The 18,714-nt window shown below is 62.3% G+C and carries 14 protein-coding genes; 6 read left to right on the forward strand and 8 right to left on the reverse strand.

Features of this window, described 5'->3' with window-relative positions:
- Positions 1 to 15 precede the first annotated feature (15 nt).
- The 7 genes from J9893_RS18690 to J9893_RS18720 all read right to left on the reverse strand — a co-directional run bounded on the left by J9893_RS18690 (position 16) and on the right by J9893_RS18720 (position 10,025).
- Positions 16 to 921, reverse strand: a complete 906-nt coding sequence (locus tag J9893_RS18690; RefSeq protein WP_201985249.1) for a LysR family transcriptional regulator — start codon at positions 919 to 921, stop codon at positions 16 to 18.
- A gap of 208 nt (positions 922 to 1,129) precedes the next feature.
- A complete protein-coding gene (locus tag J9893_RS18695) occupies positions 1,130 to 3,022 on the reverse strand; it encodes a bifunctional diguanylate cyclase/phosphodiesterase (RefSeq protein ID WP_210600085.1) in 1,893 nt (630 codons plus the stop codon).
- 1 nt (position 3,023) lies between these two features.
- The gene (locus J9893_RS18700; protein WP_039038761.1) at positions 3,024 to 3,506 is read right to left on the reverse strand and encodes a molybdopterin-binding oxidoreductase; all 483 of its coding nucleotides are present in this window, start codon (positions 3,504 to 3,506) and stop codon (positions 3,024 to 3,026) included.
- A 331-nt stretch (positions 3,507 to 3,837) separates the two neighbouring features.
- Complete coding sequence (locus J9893_RS18705; protein WP_210600084.1) at positions 3,838 to 5,712, reverse strand: DEAD/DEAH box helicase; 1,875 nt, start codon at positions 5,710 to 5,712, stop codon at positions 3,838 to 3,840.
- A gap of 180 nt (positions 5,713 to 5,892) precedes the next feature.
- Positions 5,893 to 6,354, reverse strand: coding sequence for a hotdog fold thioesterase (locus J9893_RS18710; protein WP_039038762.1), 462 nt, complete (start codon positions 6,352 to 6,354; stop codon positions 5,893 to 5,895).
- 126 nt (positions 6,355 to 6,480) lie between these two features.
- Entirely contained in the window at positions 6,481 to 6,969 is a 489-nt protein-coding gene (locus J9893_RS18715; protein WP_128344657.1) for a hypothetical protein, read from the reverse strand.
- Entirely contained in the window at positions 6,969 to 10,025 is a 3,057-nt protein-coding gene (locus J9893_RS18720; protein ID WP_201985247.1) for an FAD-binding and (Fe-S)-binding domain-containing protein, read from the reverse strand. Before J9893_RS18720 ends, J9893_RS18715 begins: the two co-directional genes overlap by 1 nt.
- A 169-nt stretch (positions 10,026 to 10,194) precedes the next feature.
- Here J9893_RS18720 and J9893_RS18725 point away from each other — a divergent pair, with 169 nt between their 5' ends.
- The 5 genes from J9893_RS18725 to J9893_RS18745 all read left to right on the forward strand — a co-directional run bounded on the left by J9893_RS18725 (position 10,195) and on the right by J9893_RS18745 (position 16,598).
- On the forward strand, positions 10,195 to 11,121 hold the full coding sequence (locus J9893_RS18725; RefSeq protein WP_143237680.1) for a cation diffusion facilitator family transporter: 927 nt from the start codon (positions 10,195 to 10,197) through the stop codon (positions 11,119 to 11,121).
- 357 nt (positions 11,122 to 11,478) lie between these two features.
- On the forward strand, positions 11,479 to 12,006 hold the full coding sequence (locus J9893_RS18730; RefSeq protein ID WP_143237681.1) for a hypothetical protein: 528 nt from the start codon (positions 11,479 to 11,481) through the stop codon (positions 12,004 to 12,006).
- A 638-nt stretch (positions 12,007 to 12,644) separates the two neighbouring features.
- The gene (locus J9893_RS18735; protein WP_201985246.1) at positions 12,645 to 14,186 is read left to right on the forward strand and encodes a TerC family protein; all 1,542 of its coding nucleotides are present in this window, start codon (positions 12,645 to 12,647) and stop codon (positions 14,184 to 14,186) included.
- 175 nt (positions 14,187 to 14,361) lie between these two features.
- Entirely contained in the window at positions 14,362 to 15,471 is a 1,110-nt protein-coding gene (locus J9893_RS18740; RefSeq protein ID WP_201985245.1) for an alkene reductase, read from the forward strand.
- 140 nt (positions 15,472 to 15,611) lie between these two features.
- Positions 15,612 to 16,598, forward strand: coding sequence for a zinc-binding dehydrogenase (locus J9893_RS18745; protein WP_210600083.1), 987 nt, complete (start codon positions 15,612 to 15,614; stop codon positions 16,596 to 16,598).
- A gap of 74 nt (positions 16,599 to 16,672) precedes the next feature.
- Here J9893_RS18745 and J9893_RS18750 read toward each other — a convergent pair whose 3' ends face one another.
- On the reverse strand, positions 16,673 to 17,692 hold the full coding sequence (locus tag J9893_RS18750) for an adenosine deaminase (RefSeq protein WP_201985243.1): 1,020 nt from the start codon (positions 17,690 to 17,692) through the stop codon (positions 16,673 to 16,675).
- A 201-nt stretch (positions 17,693 to 17,893) separates the two neighbouring features.
- Between J9893_RS18750 and J9893_RS18755 the strand changes: the two genes are divergently transcribed.
- On the forward strand, positions 17,894 to 18,643 hold the full coding sequence (locus tag J9893_RS18755; protein ID WP_010675115.1) for an HAD-IIA family hydrolase: 750 nt from the start codon (positions 17,894 to 17,896) through the stop codon (positions 18,641 to 18,643).
- Positions 18,644 to 18,714 lie beyond the last annotated feature (71 nt).

Here is an 18,714-nt window from a genome sequence, read left to right on the forward strand (position 1 = left end):
TGGGGACCATAACAGTTATTCCGCTGGCGTATGCCCCACGCCGGGCAGGCCGGTCACGAATGCCAGAAAGGCGCTCGCCTTGGCACCAGGCTGGCGACCTGCCGGGAGCAGGGTCCAGAGCTCCTGCATGGGCAGTTGCCACTCGGGCAGCACCGCCACCACCTCGCCGCGGGCAAGCTCGGGGGCAAACATCCACTCCGAGGCGATACCGAGCCCCAGTCCTGCCAGCACGGCGGCGCGCATGCCTTCGGCCGCCGAGACCGTCAGCCTGCCTTCTCCGGAAACCACCCTCTCCTCGACGCCACGGCGAAATCGCCACTGCTGCCCCACTCCGGGGCGTGGACTGTAAAGCACCAGATCATGCTGTTGCAGGGCCTGAGGGGTCTCAGGCTCTCCTTTGGCGGCCAGATAGGCCGGCGTAGCCAACACCCGCACGTCGCTTCGGGCGAGGCAGCGGGCGACCAGCGACGAGTCAGCCTGTTTGCCGATCCGCAGAGCCACCTCGATGCCCGCCGAAATGAGATCCACATTGCCGTCATCCAGCAGGATCTCCAGATCCAGTCCCGGGTGAGCCGCCAGAAAACCGGCAAGATGGGGAATGATATGCAGGCGGGCGAAAGTGACGGGAGCGCTCACCCGCAGACGCCCGCTCAGGCCCGCCCGGCATTGCTGCACCATGGCATCAGCCTCGTTGACCTGGGCCAGGATCTCTCTCGCCCGCAGATAGTAGGCCTCTCCGGCCTCGGTGGGCGCCAGCCCCCGGGTCGAACGCAGCAACAGGCGGCTGCCAAGGTGCGCCTCAAGCTGGGCAATCAATCTGGAAACCGTGGGTTGCCCCATCCCCAGTCGGCGGGCCACCGCCGAAAACGAGCCGGTCTCCACCGCCAGCACGAACACCTCCATCACCCCCAAGCGATCCATCTATGGCTCCTCTGCCCTGTGGCACTGTTCGTGGCACAAGGTAGCACCGGGACTGTCCTCTCGCACCCTCGTTCTGGCAGGAGGCACAATAAAGCCGCGTCATGGGCGGTCCTGCCATGGGAGAAAGGTGTCGGGATGAAATATCAACCAGGAACGATCGAACAGAGGGACTCGAAGACAAGGCTACAGGAGCTCGATTGCCCCAAGGCTAGCCCAGTGCCACTTCCTGAATGGCGGCACTGTGGGCGAAATAGCGGTGACAGAACTGCATGAACTCCGGCAGCGGCAAGGGACGCGAGTAGAAATAACCCTGGATCTCATCCACCCCTATGGTGAGCACCGCCTTGAGCTCATCGCTGTTTTCCACCCCTTCTGCCACGACACGCACCCCCAACTGATGAGAGAGGGTGGTGATGGTCTCGACGAAGAGCGCCTGCCGGGTGTCACTGTCGATCGCGGTGATAAAGGATCTGTCTATCTTGAGCTTGTCGAAATAGAGTTCACGCAGGTAAGAGAACGAGGACCAACCGGTCCCGAAGTCATCGAGGGCCACCCGCACCCCAATCTGGCGCAGGGAGTGAATGATCTGCTTGCTCAGGGCGATGTCATCGAGGGCGATGGTTTCGGTCAGCTCCACTATCAACTGGTGCAATCCCAACGGACCATCACCCATCTTCTCTTCAATCTCCCTGGCCAACCCCATGTTGAACATGGAGTTGGAGAGGTTGATGGAGATCTCGAGCGGTGCTAGTACCTCCTTCGGGAAGCCGGACAGGTCGATCTGCATGCGCCGGATGATCCAGCCCCCCAGCGCCTCACCCAACCCGTTCTCTTCTGCCAGCGAGATGATGTCGAGGGGGGCAATAAAGCCATATTCAGGATGATGCCAGCGTATCAGCGCCTCCGCCCCCAGCCTCACCACACTCTGGCCGCGCACGATGGGCTGATAGTAAAGGGCCAGTTGCGGGCATTGCGGGCAGTGGATAAGCTCCCGCAGCTCGGTCGACAGCCGGCGTTTGCGCTGATAGTGCTGATACATGCTGCTGGAGAAGAGCACATTGCGATTCAGCCGTTTGCGCTTGGCGCTGTCGAGGGCGATATCGGCAAACAGCAGCATCTCTTCCGGTGAATGATCCGGTTTCACGTACTGGCTGGTGCCCATGAAGACCCGCACCCGGTGCGCCGGATCGGCAGCAAACACCAGATCCGCCAGCTCGCTGCGCAGTTGCTCCAGAAACGGAAAGCGCAGATAGGTGGGCATGGTGCCGGTGATGATGAGGGTGAACTCGTCACTGCCGGTTCGGGCAACGAAGATCCCCTGGCCAGAGGCGGCCTTGATCCGCGCCGCAAGCCGTTTGAGCAAGGCGTCCCCCACTTCGTAACCCAGACTGTCATTGACCTCCCTGAAATGCCCCAGATCCATGAGGCAGACGGTGATGCTGCTGCGCCGACCGGGGTGGCTGGTCCACTGCTGGAGGTGCTTGATGAGCGCCGCCCGGTTAGGGAGACGGGTGAGAGGGTCGTTCCACGCCAGAAAATGCTGGCGACGCACTTCGCGAAACAGCACCATCAACATCACCATGGTCGCCAGCATCAGAAATCCCAGGATGAAGAAGTTCTGGGTTTTCGACTCGTTGAGCAGCTCGCGCTGGGCGATGGCAGAGGGCCCAGTGAAGTTTTTCACCATCACGTCCCGCACCCCGCGCATCTCGTCATCGAGCGCGGCCGTGAACATCTTGAGTGCGGGGGAATCCGGCTCCCCATGCACCACATCCTGCTCATAATGTTCGAAGAGAGCGAGGATCTTGCCGACCGCCTTGTCCGCACCGAATCGGGCCCTGACCGACTTTGCCTCCTCCCCGTGCAGGAAGACATCGAGCCGGTTCCAGGCAATGTCAAAGCGCTTGTTCATCTCCTCCCGGCTGGCGGCACCGGCACGATAGAGCTGCAAGCCCTCCTCGAAGGCGTGGATCTCCAGCTCGAGCTGGGTGTAGCGCGTCACCGCATTGAACGCGCGGTCATAGTTCCAGACCGACCAGAGGGTCACCCCCAAAAAGGTGGTCACCATCAGGATCAGGCTCAAGAACTTGCCGCGCAGCATCTTATTTGCTCTCCAGCGCCGTCAGCTGCCAAACCATCCGGCTGTGATAGAGCTCCTTGTTGAGTTCGGGATGGTCGGTGAGGGGATAAATGACCCAGAGCGGCCCCTTGTTGCGCAGAGTCAGCGCCTTGCCATCCTGTTTCTCGGCCACCAGCACCGGGTACTTCTCCCCGTCTTCCAGCGGCAGTGCGGCCCAGTATTCATTGACCGCGAGGGCCTTGACCTCCTGGCTCTTGAGACCGTAGATCCTGACCAGGTCCCGCAGCAACACCCCGCGATAGAGGTGCTCCCCCTCGGTCCAGGGCGTCCCTGTCTTAACCTCCGTCTGCGGCAAGGCCTCAAACTCTGCACGGGTCAGCACCACCTCCCCCTTGCCATTGCAGCACCCCGCCCCCGCAATTCTGAAGAAGGGCTCCTCCGCCAACACCATACCCGACACGAGCCATCCAGATATCAGCAACACCTTGCCAAGCCACTTGCCCATCACGCACCTCCCTGTCATACGGTTTATTTATTCATCTCACTCTGCTGACTCATATGCAAACAACAGAATGCACCTTCAGACCAAAGTCGCAGTCGTTTGCAACCAGCAACTATCTCTACGCCTTCCAAAAGTACCCAATCGCTTCCCAAAGAATGACACCAGGCGCCACCCCCAGGCAAATGGATTGCACCATTTTTCTTTTCACTGGCTCCTCATAAAACCGGGTGCCCGCCCCGGCCGGAAAAAGGTGACAATCTTTGCTACGCATCTGAAAAACAGACACAAAAAAGGCCGCTCCATGGAGCGGCCTTCTCATCAGTGCAGTCAGGGTTTAGCTGTCGCGGCGCTTGTTGCCACCGAATTTGCGACCCTTGTCGAAACCGCCTTCACGGCGATCCTTGTTGAAGGGACGGTCACCCTGGGGACGGCGATCCTTGTTGAAAGGACGGTCGCCACGGAACGGACGATCACCACGGGGCGGACGGGGAGCAGTGTTGCCGCCGGCCGGCACTTCGGTGTAACGGGTGATCTGCAGCGGACGCTGACAGACACGGGCCTTCTTGATCACTTCCAGCACCTCGGCGCTCATGCCCTTGGGCAGATCGACGGTGGAGAAGTCATCGGCGATGTCGATGTTGCCGATGAAGCGGCTCTCGATGTTCGCTTCGTTGGCGATGGCACCCACGATCTGGCCCGGCTTGACGCCGTGATGGGCGCCCACGTCGACACGGTAACGCTCCATCTCCACGTCCGGGTTGTCTTTCAGCGGACGCGGCTCCAGGGACGGCATGCGACGGGCCGGACGATCGCCACGGTCGTTGAACTCACGACGCTCGAAGCCACCGCGATCGTTGCCAGCGTTGAACACCGGATCCGGAATGGAGTCATCCAGCAGCAGCGGTTGATCGCCCTGTACCAGCTTGGCCAGTGCAGCAGCCAGCTCCAGCGGATCGGCAGAGTCTTCTTCGATCAGCTCGTTCACCAGGTTGTGGTAGATCTCGAGCTCTTCACCCATCATGGTTTCGCGGATGCGCTCCTTGAACTTGGCCAGACGGTGCTGGTTGATGTCCTCGGTGCTCGGCATCTTCATCGGCTCGATGGCTTGACGAGTGGCGTGCTCGATGGCACGCAGCATGCGACGCTCGCGCGGCGCCACGAACAGGATGGCTTCGCCCTTGCGACCGGCACGGCCGGTACGGCCGATACGGTGAACGTAGGATTCGGTGTCGTAGGGAATGTCGTAGTTCACTACGTGGGTGATGCGCTCAACGTCCAGACCGCGGGCGACCACGTCGGTGGCGATCAGGATGTCCAGCTGGCCCTGGCGCAGCTTGTCAACGGTACGCTCACGCAGCTTCTGCGGGATGTCACCGTGCAGCGCTTCACAGGCGTGACCACGGGCAGCCAGCTTGCCCGCCAGCTCTTCGGCGGCGTTCTTGGTACGCACGAACACCAGCAGGGCTTCGTAGGATTCCACTTCCAGCAGACGGGTCATGGCGTCCAGCTTGTGCAGACCGGTCACCTGCCAGTAACGCTGACGAATGGTGGTGGCGGTCGCGGTCTTGGAGGCGATCTTGATCTCTTTGGGCTGCTTCAGGTGCTTCTGGGCAACACGACGGATCTGCTCCGGCATGGTGGCAGAGAACAGGGCAACCTGACGACCGGCCGGGCACTGATCCATGATCCAGTCCACGTCGTCGATGAAGCCCATGCGCAGCATTTCGTCCGCTTCGTCCAGCACCAGGGCTTTCAGACCGGAGAGGTCCAGGTTCTTGCGACGGATCAGGTCCATCACGCGGCCCGGGGTACCCACGACAACCTGAGCACCGCGGCGCAGGGCGCGGGTCTGGGTTTCGTAGGAAGCGCCGCCGTAGATGGGCAGCACGTGGAAATCGGGCATGTGGTAGGCATAGCGTTGGCACGCCTCTGCCACCTGCAGGGCCAGCTCGCGGGTCGGGGCCAGCACCAGGATCTGGGTGTTGCGGTTACCAGCTTCCAGACGAGACAACAGAGGCAAGGCAAAAGCAGCGGTCTTCCCTGTACCGGTTTGTGCCTGCCCCAGCAGATCGTGTCCCGCCATCAGGTGGGGAATTGCTGCGGCCTGGATGGGAGACGGGCGCTCATAGCCCACGTCCTGCAGCGCTTTCAATACAGGCGCGGCCAGTCCAAGCTCACTAAAAAGGGGCAGTTGTTCGGTATCAGACATAGATTCTTCCAGATTAAGGCAGGCGGCTAACACCGCGGAATAGCAAAAAGGCGGCGATTATAGCGCCACTTTGTTCTGCTGTCTTGAAAAATGTGATAGGTGTCTCAAGACGTTGGCAATTATAGAGGGATCTCGCGACTATGGCTTGCTTATTTTTCACTCATGATGCGTTATTGCGGATCACGCTTCGCCAGAGTCCTTGTCCCGCTTGTGCTTGAGCACTGCCATGGTCAATCGGCTGGTGCACAATAAACGACCACGTTCATCGCGAATCTCGATCTGCCACACCTGAGTCGTCGCCCCCAGATGCAGCGGCGCGCAGCGCCCCGTCACCACCCCTTCCCGCTTGGCCCGTAGGTGATTGGCATTGACCTCCAGCCCCACGCAATAACTCTCCTCCCCCACCGCCATGTTGGCCGCAAGCGATCCCAGCGTTTCCGCCAGCACCACGGAGGCGCCGCCGTGCAGCATGCCGAGCGGCTGATGGGTGCGATGATCCACCGGCATGGTGGCCTCCAGCCAGTCGGGGCCAAAGGCGGTGTAGACGATGTCGAGGTGGGCCATCAGGGTGTTGCGGGAGCTGGCGTTGAGCCCCTCCAGGCTCATGGGTTTGCGCCAGATGGGGCTGCTTTCTTGACTCATGGTGAGCGGACTCCTTGCGTGATCAACGGGTTATCGCTGCGCTGTAGTGGCAAACCAGCAGTGTCGGCGAAAAAGGAGCAAAAAAAAAGATGCCCACGCCGGGGCATCTTGCATCGAGATTGACCCTCACCAGGGATAGGTCACCCCTGGCCACTCGGCCCAAGGGCCGTCCCGCCCCGGCAGGCGCGGCTCGGACCAGCGCCATACCTTGCCGAGCCAGGTGCGCAGTTCGGCTTCGAGTTCGCTGTCAGTGAGCGGCACCTCGGCCACCTTCCAGAAGAAGAGCTCCACCTGCACCTCCGGCAGCACCGACGGATAGAGGTAAACCCCGCCCCAGAAGCGGGGCTCCCTGTCCGGGCTCCAGAGGCCATAGGCAAAGGAGCGCTTGGCCAGAAACTCGGAGTGCTGCCACTCCAAGTCGGCCTCGTGCTGACTCAGGCTGAAATGGGCGGAGGGCCACACATCGTCCGGGCGAAACAGCTGATGGAGCTGATCCCGCTCGCGCAGGATGGCGACAAACTCCACCACGGCCTGGGACGGCGTGGTGGGGAGCAACAGAAAATGCGGGTGCCGATATGCCTTTGGCACCCGGAATCCCTTGGGAAAGTGGAGCATCAGAGCAGTTCCAGCAGGGCTTGCAGCGGGTGCTTGAGCTTCTCCCCCTCCATCCGCTTGACCTGGCTGCGGCACGAATAACCGGTGGCCAGGCAGCGAGCCTTGGGCAGGCGTTCAAGAGGTTCGGCCCAGCTCAGACCGTAGATCCCCTTGGAGTTCTCCACCTGTTTGGCGTCGTGACCATAGGTGCCCGCCATGCCGCAGCAACCCACCGACACCGGCTGCAAACGCGCACCGAAGCGGCCGAACAGGGTGCTCCAGTCACCGTGGGTGGTGGGCTTGGCGGTCTTCTCGGTGCAGTGGGCAAACAGATACCAGGGGTCGGTGCCAGCCTCTTCCCGCAGCGGCAGCGCCTCGGCAGGCAGGGAGAGCAGCCACTCCTGGGGCAGCAGCACCTGGAAATCGCCGCGGGCGGGGCCGAGCGCCTTCACGTACTCGTCCCGGTAGCAGAGCACCAGAGAGGGGTCGACCCCCACCATGGGGATGCCGAGGGCCGCCACCTTGTTGAGGAACTGGGCGCTGCTGGCAGCAGTGCGGGCGAAGGCGCGCAGGAATCCCTTCACGTGCTGAGGCTTGCCGTTGGGTTTGAACGGCAGCAGGTAGGGCTGATAACCCAGCTTGCTGGCCAGCTTCACCAGGTCACGCACCACGGGGGCGTCGTAGTAGCTGGTGAAGGGGTCCTGCACGATGAGCACCACTTTTTGGCGCTGCTCGGGGCTCATGGCCTCGAGGCCTGGCAGATCGAAATAGCGGGCGCGGTGATCCCGCAGCTCCTCGGCCAGGGTCGGCACGGAGAGCAGCGGCACATCCACCATGCCGATGCTCTTCTCGGTCGCCTTCTGGGCCCACTCTTTTTCGAGGAAGAAGTTGACCAGCTTGGGGGCCTTGGCCAGCAGGGGCGCATAGCTTTCTACCGTGCCCACGAAGTAATCCTTGGGGCCGCGCAGATATCGGCTGTGATAGAGCTGCATGAAGCGGGCGCGGAAGGTGGGTACATCCACCTTGATGGGGCACTGGCTGGTGCATGCCTTGCACGCAAGGCACCCCTCCATCGCCTCCATCACCTCGTGGGAGAAGTCATACTCGCCCCGGGCGCGGGCCACCGTATTGCGGAACTTGTCGACGATCTGCTTGAAGCGTAGACCCCCGCTTTGCAGCGCCACCTCTTCGGCAAGGGGATCGAAGCCCTGCTCCGACAACTGGCGCAGCCATTCACGCATCAGGCCAGCCCGCCCCTTGGGGGAGTGACGGCGGTCGCGGCTGATCTTGACCGAGGGGCACATGGGGGAGTCGGTCTCGAAGGTGAAACACAGACCGTTGCCGTTGCAATCGAGGGCCCGTGTATAGCTCTCGCGCACGGCAATCGGGATCTGGCGGTCGAACTTGCCGCGCTTGGGCCCGTCCACCGAGACAAGCGAAGCGCCGCTGCCATAAGGCATGCAGATCTTGCCCGGGTTGATGCGGTTGGCCGGATCGAACGCCCCCTTGACCCGTTGCAGCTCTTCCCACAGCTCGCCGAAGAAGGCGGGGCTGTATTCGGAGCGAAAGCCCTTGCCGTGCTCCCCCCACATCAGGCCGCCGTATTTGGCGGTCAGCTCCACCACCTGATCCGAGATGCGCCGCAGCAGCACCTCCTGCTCGGGATCGCACAAGTCCAGCGCCGGGCGCACGTGCAGCACCCCGGCATCGACATGGCCGAACATGCCGTAGTCAAGGCCGTGAGCGTCCAGCAGGGCGCGAAACTCCATGATGAAGTCCGCCAGGGATTCCGGCGGCACGGCGGTGTCTTCGGTGAAGGCCACCGGCTTCTTGCGCCCCTCGGCGTTGCCGAGCAGCCCCACCGACTTCTTGCGCATGCCATAGATGGTCTCGATGCTCGGCAGGTGGTCGCACACCTGATAGCCAATGACCCCCGCCTCCCCCCTGGCCAGCAGGGCGTCGATGCGCCGGCACAGCTCCTCCACCTTGGCCTTGTGTGCATCCTCGTCGGTGTCGGCAAACTCGACGATGTTGAGCCCCTGCAGATCCTTGCCGGGCACATCCTGGATGAGATCCTTCACCGAGTGCCAGATGATGTCGGCGCGGGCCAGTCCCAGCACCCGGGAGTCCACCGTCTCCACCGACAGGGCGTGGGCCTGTACCATAAAGGGGGCATTTCTGAGCGCGGAGGGGAAGCTGTCGTACTTGACGTTGACCAAGGTGCGGTAGCGCGGGATGGGGGTGATGTTGAGGCGGGCTTCGGTGATGAAGCCCAAGGAGCCTTCCGAGCCGCACAGCACCCGGCTCACGTCCAGAGTGTCGGTATCGGGCTGATAGAGGTGCTTGAGATCGTAACCGGTCAGAAAGCGGTTGAGCTTGGGGAAGGTGGCTTCGATGTCGGCGCGCCGCTCGCGGCCGATGCGATAGAGGGTGCGATAGATCTCCCCTTCACGGGTCTCGAGGGCCAGCTTGTCCGCCAGACGCTGGCCGGTCACCGGCTCGGTCGCCATGAGATCGCCGTTTTCCAGCACGGCCTTGAGGCCGAGCACATGATCCGAGGTCTTGCCGTACACCAGCGACCCCTGCCCCGAGGCGTCGGTGTTGACCATGCCGCCTAAGGTGGCGCGGTTGGAGGTGGAAAGATCCGGCGAGAAGAAGTAGCCGTGGGGCTTCAAATAGGCGTTGAGCTGGTCTTTGACCACCCCTGCCTGGGCCCGTACCCAGCCCTCTTCCAGATTAATTTCCATGATCTGGTTCATATGGCGCGAGAGATCGACGATAATGCCGCCGCCCAGGGATTGGCCATTGGTACCGGTACCGCCGCCGCGAGGGAAGAAACTCAAGGTTGCGTACTCGGGCCCCTGGGCCAGCTTGAGCATCACCGCAATATCGTCCGCACTGCGCGGATAGAGAACCGCCTGAGGTACTACCTGATAGACGCTGTTATCCGTCGCCATCGCCAACCGGCTTGCATAAGACTTTTCGATATCACCACGAAATGCTGATCGCGCCAGCAACTCAAGAAACTGCAGGGTTGTAGATGACAAACTGTCCTGGTAATCGAGTCTCGGGATCATGAATCCTTGTTCCCATCCTTTGCTTGATGCCGGCATTCCGGCGACAACGACCGTTCGGGCCTGCCTCTTTGCGGGTGTCCGAACCAGTCCGCTCACATGTGAGCGGGCAGTATATCAGCTAGAAAACCGCTTGCGCGCGCAATCTTCACCATTTGAAAGGAGGACTTTTATGGCTCGCTACAGCCATGTTATCAGTACGCTTATTCGCACCGAAAAACAGGCGCTGACCCTGTCGCTGTTTGGTTGCATCACCTTTGCCATTTTCGGGATCGGCTATGGTCTGTTCGTCGGTTCCAACGCCATCATGCTGGACGGCATCTTCACCCTGTTCAGCATGGGCATGACGGGCCTTGGGCTCATCACCGCCTACCTGGTTACCCGCCCCTCCGACGCCCGTTTCCAATACGGCTACGCCCATTTCGAACCCATCGCCAACGTCATCAACGGCGCCATCATTCTGCTGCTCTGCCTCGGTGCCCTCTATGGCGGCATCACCTCCCTGCTGGCGGGCGGACGGGAGATCGATCTCGGCCACGCCCTCATCTATGCCGTCGTCTCCACCTTCTTCTGCAGCATCCTCTATCTCATCGAGGCCGACGTGGCCGAGCAGGTCAACTCCGAGCTGGTGCGGGTGGACTCCAAGGAGTGGCTGGTGGATACCCTGCTCAGCGCCACCCTGCTCATCGGCTTTCTGGTCGCCATCGGGCTCGATACCCTGGGTTACGGCCACTACAACCGCTACATAGACCCCATGCTGGTCTCCCTGCTGGCCCTGTGCGCCACCCTCATTCCCATCAAGGTGCTCGGTCGCAACCTGCGGGAAGTGCTGAAGATCGCCCCCAAGGGAGAGGTCAAGCAGCGAGTCGAACACGAGATCGAGGCCCTGCGCCAGCGCCATGGCATCGAATGCTACAGCCACCTGGCGAAAAGCGGCCGCCGCTTCGATCTCGAGCTCAACATCCTGGTGGCCCCCGGCCAGGAGTGGCCCGTCGAGCGCCAGGATGCCCTGCGCCAGGAGCTCTGGTCCCGCCTCGGCGACACCCTGGGAGACGCCTGGCTGTCGGTCTGCTTCACCCGCGAGAAACGCTGGCTCTGATCCGGCGCTCGTCATTGCGCTGCAACGCGGGGCCCAGTCGCCCCGCGTCATGACTCCCGGCGCAACCGCCGCCAAGTTCCCTCCTCTGTCGAGGCCCCATCCTGCTTACCCCCTCACTCCTCGCGCCTTACCCCTGTCCCGTTCAACCCGCCAGGAGAAAACGTTTGCCACCCCTTCCGGATCAATATTCACTTTCATCCCAGGGAAAAATAATAAAAATTCGTTGCTAAAATAAAGTACCGACGCTATTTATTCCGATCAGGGATGAAGGCTATTTCCTGCCTGGCAATGGAATTGTTGTTAACCGGAAAAATAAAATAATAAATCTCGTATCATTAAACAGTTGAGGTAATGTCCATGAAGAAAGTACTGATCGCTGCCATAACCCTAGCCATGGCGGGTGCGGCGAGCGCCGCCATTCCACAGTTGAATTATCAGTGCCCGGGTCAAATCCAGATGCACAGCGATGAAGGTGGCCCCGTCTATATCAATGGCAAGGAGGCCAAACTCAAGAAGTACAGCGAGGAGTTCTACGAGGCCAAGGGCGCCGGCGTCACCCTCTCCATCAGCAACACCGGGGGCCAGTACGATGTCTCCTACACCAGCAAGAAAGGCTCGGGTACCTGCCAGCCAGGCTCCTCTGCGGCCCCTGCTGCAGCCACTGCCTCAGCCACTGCCCACAAGGCCAGTCTCGCAGAGAAAGCCTGTCTCAAGGCGGTCTCCGACAAGACAGACGTGGCACAACAGCAGCTCCAGGTGATCGACGTGATGGACTCGGAAGCCGGGGTTGGCGTCACCATCAAGGTGCCGGGCGCAGAGGCTCCCTGGTCCTGTCTGAGCGACAAGAAGGGGCATGTTCAGGGCGCGGCCTATACCGGCAATTGACCTGACGACCAGGGTTAACGTCCCCTGAAACAACCCGTGTGAGCGCAAACGAGGAGGCCTGGGCCTCCTTGCTTTTTATACGCTGAATATATGATTCATGTGAATTAGTTGGTGGCGAACAAGTTAAATTTAGAATAATAACTCCATATCAAACACCATAACCCCCTCTATTCCTTCTTTCTCCCATGACACAGCCGCAATATTTCCCCCTGAAACAAATTATTACAAAAATAATGGATATATATGAGCCTGATGAATCCGGTTGTTGGTATCAGATCGTTTATTTTCCTTGTTCAGCACCTATGTTTGTGGTCGTGTCAATGTGTCGCTCTTTTATCTCCAGTCAAACTTGGCTGCGCATCAATGCCCCTTTCCCTTGCCTCTCCCGTTGGCAATCCCCTCGTCGCGTCCCCCTGACAGCCCCCTTGCCAAATGGCGGCGAGTCGTTATCATCAGGGCTCACTTTTGACCCGAGGTTTTATTGCCCATCATGGACAATCCCCGAAGTAGCCCTTCGTCTTTTCCCATCAAAGCCTATCTGTACCTGCTCAACCAACGCCTCTGAAGCGATCGTCTCCGTCACCACGGCCACGCCGTGACCACGATTCACTGCATCTGTCTTCATTGAGGTCAATCACATGGAATTCTTGCTGGACCCGTCAATCTGGGTCGGTCTGCTTACCCTGATCATCCTGGAAATCGTTCTCGGGATAGACAACCTGGTCTTCATCGCCATCCTGGTGAAAAAACTGCCCCCCGCCCAGCGGGACAAGGCGCGCATCATCGGTCTCTCCCTGGCCCTGCTGATGCGCCTGGGACTGCTCACCATCATGTCATGGCTGGTCACCCTCACGGCTCCTCTGCTGCACATCTGGGATCACCCCTTCTCCGGTCGGGATCTCATCCTGATGGGAGGCGGACTCTTCCTGCTGTTCAAGGCCACCTCCGAGCTGCATGAGCGACTCGAGGCCAAGCCCGAGGAGCAAGGCGGCACCGGCGTCTATGCCGGGTTCGGGGTGGTGATCGCCCAGATCCTGGTGCTGGATGCGGTCTTCTCCCTGGACTCCATCATCACCGCCGTCGGCATGGTGGATCACCTGGGCGTCATGATGGCGGCCGTGACCATCGCCATGGTGGTGATGGTGCTCGCCTCCAAGCCCCTGACCCGCTTCGTCAACGCCCATCCCACTGTGGTGGTGCTCTGCCTGAGCTTCCTCTTGATGATCGGCTTCAGCCTGGTGGCGGAGGGCTTCGGCTTCCACATTCCGAAGGGCTACCTCTACGCGGCCATCGGCTTCTCGGTGCTCATCGAGTTCTTCAACCAGCTCGCCCAGCGCAGTGCCCTGCGCCATGAGGCTCGCCAGCCCCTGCGCGAGCGCACCACCGCCGCCATCTTCAAGCTGATGGGGGGGAACAAGCGCTCAGCCCACCCGCAGGAGGACGAAGAAGAGGTGCAGACTCAGCCCCTGCCCCCCGGTTTCGGTGAAGAGGAGCGTTACATGGTGAGCGGCGTGCTGTCGCTGGCCGAGCGTTCCATTCGCACCATCATGACCCCGCGCTCCGAGATGGAGTGGATCGACGTCAGCGACAGCGAGGACGAGATCCGTGCCCTGCTGCAACGGGCCCCCCACAGCCTGTTCCCGGTCTGTGACGGGGAGCTGGACGAGATCATCGGGGTGGTCAAGGCTCGGGATCTGCTGTTTGCCCTCAACGAGGGGCAATCCCTGGCAGCACTAGCCAGACAGAACGAGCCCGTCATCGTGCCCCAGACCATCAACGTGATCCGGCTGCTGGCGGAGCTGCGCCAGGCCAGGGGCAGCCTCATCCTGGTGGCGGACGAGTTTGGCGTCATCCAGGGGCTGGTCACCAACCACGATCTGCTGGAGGCCATCGTCGGAGAGCTGCCGGACGAGGACGAGACCCCCGATGTGGTGCGCGAGGGCGAGCATTGGCTCATCCACGGCACCACCAACATCCATCAGGTGGAGCAGACACTGAACTGCGACGGTCTGGTGAGCGAGAGCGACGAGTACGTGACCCTGGCGGGCATGCTGCTCTCCCACTTCGGCAGCCTGCCCGACGTCGGTCAGCAGTTGCACCTCGGCCAGTTCTGCTTCGAGGTCATGGCCGTGAGCGAGCGGCGCATCGAGCGAGTACGGGTCACCCCACTCTCCCCCTGATCATCGGTGGCAATGCAGCAAAAGAGGGCCTTTGGCCCTCTTTTTTCTGGCCCGAGCCCGGCTCCTCCCGCGCCATTGCTGCGATAACGGCAATTCTCTTCTGCAATACCCCCTCTTTTTCACAATAACAATCCCCTTTAGAGTCACCTCACTCCCAAAGATTGAGGAATCCATCATGCACCACGATCCCCTGTTCTGCCCCCTTCGCCTCGGCCAGCTGCACCTTGCCAACCGCATCGTCATGCCCCCCATGACCCGCTCCCGCGCCACCCAGCCCGGGGACGTGGCCAACGCCATGATGGCGACCTACTACGCCCAGCGTGCCGGGGCCGGCCTCATCATCAGCGAAGGCACCCAGATAGACCCCCTGGGCAAGGGCTACGCCTGGACGCCGGGCATCCACAGCGCCGAGCAGGTGGCAGGCTGGAAGCAGGTAACAGACGCGGTCCACGCCGAGGGGGGCATCATGTTCGCCCAGCTCTGGCACGTGGGCCGGGTCACCCATCCTGACAACATCGGCGGCGCCCAGCCCCTCTCCTCCTCCGCCATCCAGGCCAAGGGAGTGAAGGTGTTCGTCGACAACGGCAGCGATGCCCCGGGGTTTGTGGAGACCGTCACCCCGCGCGCCATGACCCAGGCCGACATCGACGCCGTGGTGGGGCAGTTTCGCCAGGCCGCCCGCAACGCCATGGAAGCGGGCTTTGACGGCATCGAGTTGCACGCCGCCAACGGCTACCTCATCAACCAGTTCCTCGACTCCGAGTCCAATACCCGCACCGACGGCTATGGCGGTTCGCTCGAAAACCGGCTGCGTTTCCTCAAAGAGGTGACCGAGGCGGTCTGTGACGAGATCGGTCCCGACCGGGTCGGGGTACGCCTTGCGCCGCTCACCACCCTCAACGGCACCGTGGATGCCAACCCCCAGGAGACCTATCTGGCCGCCGCGCGCCTGCTGGGCCAGCTCGGCGTGGTCTACCTGCACGTCGCCGAAGCGGACTGGGACGACGCCCCCCTGATGGCGGAGAGCTTCAAGCAGGGGCTGCGCGACGCCTTCCCCAACACCCTCATCTACGCCGGCAAGTACGATGGGGAACGCGCCCGCGCCGCCATCGAGGCGGGCTGGGCCGACATGATTGGCTTCGGTCGCCCCTTCGTGGCCAACCCCGACTTGCCGAACCGCCTGCGCCACGGCCATCCGTTCGCCCCCCACGATCCCGCCACCCTGTTTGGCGGCGGCGAGAAAGGGCTGACCGACTACCCCGTCTATGGGGCAGAGCGGGCATAAGGCGGCTGGCGCCGAACGCCTTACCGGGCGGGCCCCACCAGCGTGGGGTCCGCCTTGTTGTCTTGCCAGTGCAACAAGAACTCAAGACATTGTTACGCCATATGACTCAATCTGCGCCCCCTCTCTTTCAAGGAGTCACCATGAACCATACTCAGGCCTGGTGCTGGCACGCCCCCGGCGAACCGGACCAGCTCACTCTCACCCGGCAAGCGCTCCCCGCCCCCGGCCCCGACGAGGTCCTCATCGCCAACCGGATCATCGCCGTCAATCCGGTGGACTGGAAACTCATCGAACAGGGTCATCCCCACTGGCAGCCAGGCCATGTGCCCGGCGTCGATGGCATGGGCACCCTGGTGGCACTGGGGGCCAACGTCACCCACCTGCGCCCCGGCACCCGGGTCGCCTATCACACCGACCTGCGCCACGGCAGCAGCTTTGCCCGCCACACCCTGGTGCCGGCTCGCGCCCTGATGCCGGTGCCCCATGCCCTGAGCGACGAGGCGGCCGCCGCGCTCCCCTGCCCCGGCCTCACCGCCTGGCAGGCGCTGGCCAAGCTGCCGCACCTGCACGGGGAGGCCCTGCTCATCTCGGGGGCTGGCAGCAGTGTCGGCCGCTTCGCGGTGCAACTTGCCCTTAAGCAGGGGGCCCGCGTCTTTGCCAGCGCCAGCCCGCGCCACCACCAGTGGCTCAAACAGCTAGGCGTGCAGGGGGTGGCGGACTATCGGGATCCCGACTGGCTGGCCCAGTTGCAGGCCGCCAACGGCGGTGAACCCTTCGAGGGGATCATCGATCTGGTCTCCAGCCAGCAGGCAGAAGCCTTGCTGCCTGCCCTTGGCTATTACGGCCACATGGTGACGGTGCTCGGGCGCATCGCGCGCAACCCGCTGCCCGCCTTTAGCCATTGCCACTCATTGCACGAGATTGCCCTCGGCGCCCAGCACGCCTTTGGCTCGGACAAACAGTGGAGCCGTCTGGTAGCGGCCGGTGTCGCCATGATGGCGCAGATGGCGAGCGGCGAGCTGACCCTGCCGCCGCTGGTGGTGGGCGACTTCGACGCCCTGCCCGCCCTGCTCACCCACGTCAAGCAGGAGGGACAAGGGGAAAAGTATCTGGTGAGGGTGGGTTGATACCCGCCCAACGATGGCACAAAGAGGCCCGCCATGGCGGGCCTCCTCCATTCAAGGTGTGCAAGGCGGCCTGCTCAGTGCAGGCTCACCCCGTGCAGGGCGGCATGGAGGCGAATGTCCCGGGTCAGGCGCACCTTGTCCGCAAGGCTCAGCCAGCTCGCCTCCACGGCATTGAGACTGAGGCGGCACAGCTGCTCCTGGCTGGCGCCAAGCCCGTCGGCCAGGGCCTGGAAGTTGGCCCCCAGGTATCCCCCGAAATAGGCGGGATCGTCGGAGTTGACGGTGACGCAGAGCCCCTGCTCCAGCAGCCTCAGCACATTGTGGTGGGCCATCTGGTCAAACACCCTGAGCCGCACGTTGGAGAGGGGGCAGACGGTGAGGGGCAGCCGTGTGTCGGCAAGATAGCTCAGCAGCGAGGGATCCTCGACGCAGCGCACCCCGTGATCGATGCGTTGCACCCCGAGCTCCCGGATCGCCTGCCAGATGTAGTCCGCAGGTCCCTCCTCGCCGGCATGGGCCACCAGCGGCAGCCCCAGCTCGCGGCAGCGAGCGAAGACCCGGGCAAACTTGCTGGGCGGGTTGCCCCGCTCCCCCGAATCGAGGCCGACCCCGTGCAGGCGCGCCAGGTGCGGCGTGGCCTGCGCCAGGGTGGCGAATGCCGCCTCTTCACTCAGGTGGCGCAGGAAGCTCATGATAAGACGCCAGCTGATGCCAAAGGCTGCTTCGCCAGCCTGCAGCGCCCGCTCGATGCCCCCCAGCACGGTGGCAAAGGACACGCCGCGGGCGGTGTGGGTCTGGGGGTCGAAGAAGATCTCCACGTGCACCACGTGATCGGCAACGCAGCGCTCGAGATAGGCCCAGGTGAGGTCGAAGAAATCCTGTTCGTGGATGAGCACGCTGGCGCCGAGGTAGTAGAGATCGAGGAAGGATTGCAGGCCGTCGAACTCATAGGCGGCGCGCAGGCTGTCGACATCGGGCCAGGGCAGCGCCACCCCGTTGCGCTGGCCGAAGGCGAACATCAGCTCGGGTTCGAGGGTCCCCTCGATATGCAGGTGCAGTTCCAGCTTGGGCAAGCCGGCAATAAAGTGCTCCATGATGACGGCTCCATCGTCAGACTCCGTGCGGGCACCACCGGGGCGGCGCCCTCCCTTCGCCTTCATTGTGCACCCATCTGGCCCACCGAGGGAGACTTGTCATCAAAGGGCCTTATAATGGCGGCACAAAAACCATAACCGATTGAAGAGACGAACAGAGGGAGGCCCTGTCCCCGCTCTTGCGCCCTACAAGGAGAATTCATGAAGAAAAACGTCATCTGTGACATTGACGGCGTCATCCTGCACAACAACGATCTCATTCCCGGCGCCGACCGCTTCGTCCACCGCCTGCTGGAGCAGGGCAGCAAGCTCCTGTTCCTCACCAACTACCCGGCCCAGACCCAGAAAGATCTGCAAAACCGCTTCCGCTCCGCCGGAATAGAGGTGCCCGAGGAGTGCTTCTACACCTCCGCCATGGGCACCGCCGACTTTCTCAAGCGCCAGGATGGCAAGAAGGCCTATGTGATTGGCGAAGGGGCCCTGACCCACGAGCTCTATAAAGCCGGCTTCACCATCACCGATATCGACCCGGACTTCGTGGTGGTGGGGGAGACCCGCAACTACAACTGGACCATGATGCAGCAGGGCGCCAAGTTCGTGGATCAGGGGGCCCGCTTCATCGCCACCAACCCCGATACCCACGGCCCCCTGATGTACCCGGCCTGCGGCGCCCTGTGTGCCCCCATCGAGCGGATGACCGGCAAGAAGCCCTTCTATGTCGGCAAGCCGAGCGCCTGGATCATTCGCGCGGCCCTCAACCGGATGGAGGCTCACTCCGACGACACCATCATCATCGGCGACAACCTGCGCACCGACATCCTGGCAGGCTTCCAGGCCGGTCTCGAGACGGTGCTGGTGCTCTCCGGGGTGAGCAAGGTGGCGGACATCGACCGCATGCCGTTTCGACCGAACCACATCTTCGACTCCGTGGTGGACATCGACATCGTCTGATCCCGGGTGCCGCCCTTCCGGTAGCCTTCAACCTGCACGGGCCCCCTTGGCAAAGGGGGCCCGTTTCGTTT

Origin of the sequence: Aeromonas sp. MaB10011B (assembly GCF_017939325.1) — a bacterium.
Lineage (GTDB): Bacteria > Pseudomonadota > Gammaproteobacteria > Enterobacterales > Aeromonadaceae > Aeromonas > Aeromonas caviae.

What these genes read in the sequence shown, in the direction of transcription:
- J9893_RS18690 (WP_201985249.1), bottom strand. Translation starts at nt 921, where the DNA reads ATGGATCGCTTGGGGGTGATGGAGGTGTTCGTGCTGGCGGTGGAGACC.
- J9893_RS18695 (WP_210600085.1), bottom strand. Translation starts at nt 3,022, where the DNA reads ATGCTGCGCGGCAAGTTCTTGAGCCTGATCCTGATGGTGACCACCTTT.
- J9893_RS18700 (WP_039038761.1), bottom strand. Translation starts at nt 3,506, where the DNA reads ATGGGCAAGTGGCTTGGCAAGGTGTTGCTGATATCTGGATGGCTCGTG.
- J9893_RS18705 (WP_210600084.1), bottom strand. Translation starts at nt 5,712, where the DNA reads ATGTCTGATACCGAACAACTGCCCCTTTTTAGTGAGCTTGGACTGGCC.
- J9893_RS18710 (WP_039038762.1), bottom strand. Translation starts at nt 6,354, where the DNA reads ATGAGTCAAGAAAGCAGCCCCATCTGGCGCAAACCCATGAGCCTGGAG.
- J9893_RS18715 (WP_128344657.1), bottom strand. Translation starts at nt 6,969, where the DNA reads ATGCTCCACTTTCCCAAGGGATTCCGGGTGCCAAAGGCATATCGGCAC.
- J9893_RS18720 (WP_201985247.1), bottom strand. Translation starts at nt 10,025, where the DNA reads ATGATCCCGAGACTCGATTACCAGGACAGTTTGTCATCTACAACCCTG.
- J9893_RS18725 (WP_143237680.1), top strand. Translation starts at nt 10,195, where the DNA reads ATGGCTCGCTACAGCCATGTTATCAGTACGCTTATTCGCACCGAAAAA.
- J9893_RS18730 (WP_143237681.1), top strand. Translation starts at nt 11,479, where the DNA reads ATGAAGAAAGTACTGATCGCTGCCATAACCCTAGCCATGGCGGGTGCG.
- J9893_RS18735 (WP_201985246.1), top strand. Translation starts at nt 12,645, where the DNA reads ATGGAATTCTTGCTGGACCCGTCAATCTGGGTCGGTCTGCTTACCCTG.
- J9893_RS18740 (WP_201985245.1), top strand. Translation starts at nt 14,362, where the DNA reads ATGCACCACGATCCCCTGTTCTGCCCCCTTCGCCTCGGCCAGCTGCAC.
- J9893_RS18745 (WP_210600083.1), top strand. Translation starts at nt 15,612, where the DNA reads ATGAACCATACTCAGGCCTGGTGCTGGCACGCCCCCGGCGAACCGGAC.
- J9893_RS18750 (WP_201985243.1), bottom strand. Translation starts at nt 17,692, where the DNA reads ATGGAGCACTTTATTGCCGGCTTGCCCAAGCTGGAACTGCACCTGCAT.
- J9893_RS18755 (WP_010675115.1), top strand. Translation starts at nt 17,894, where the DNA reads ATGAAGAAAAACGTCATCTGTGACATTGACGGCGTCATCCTGCACAAC.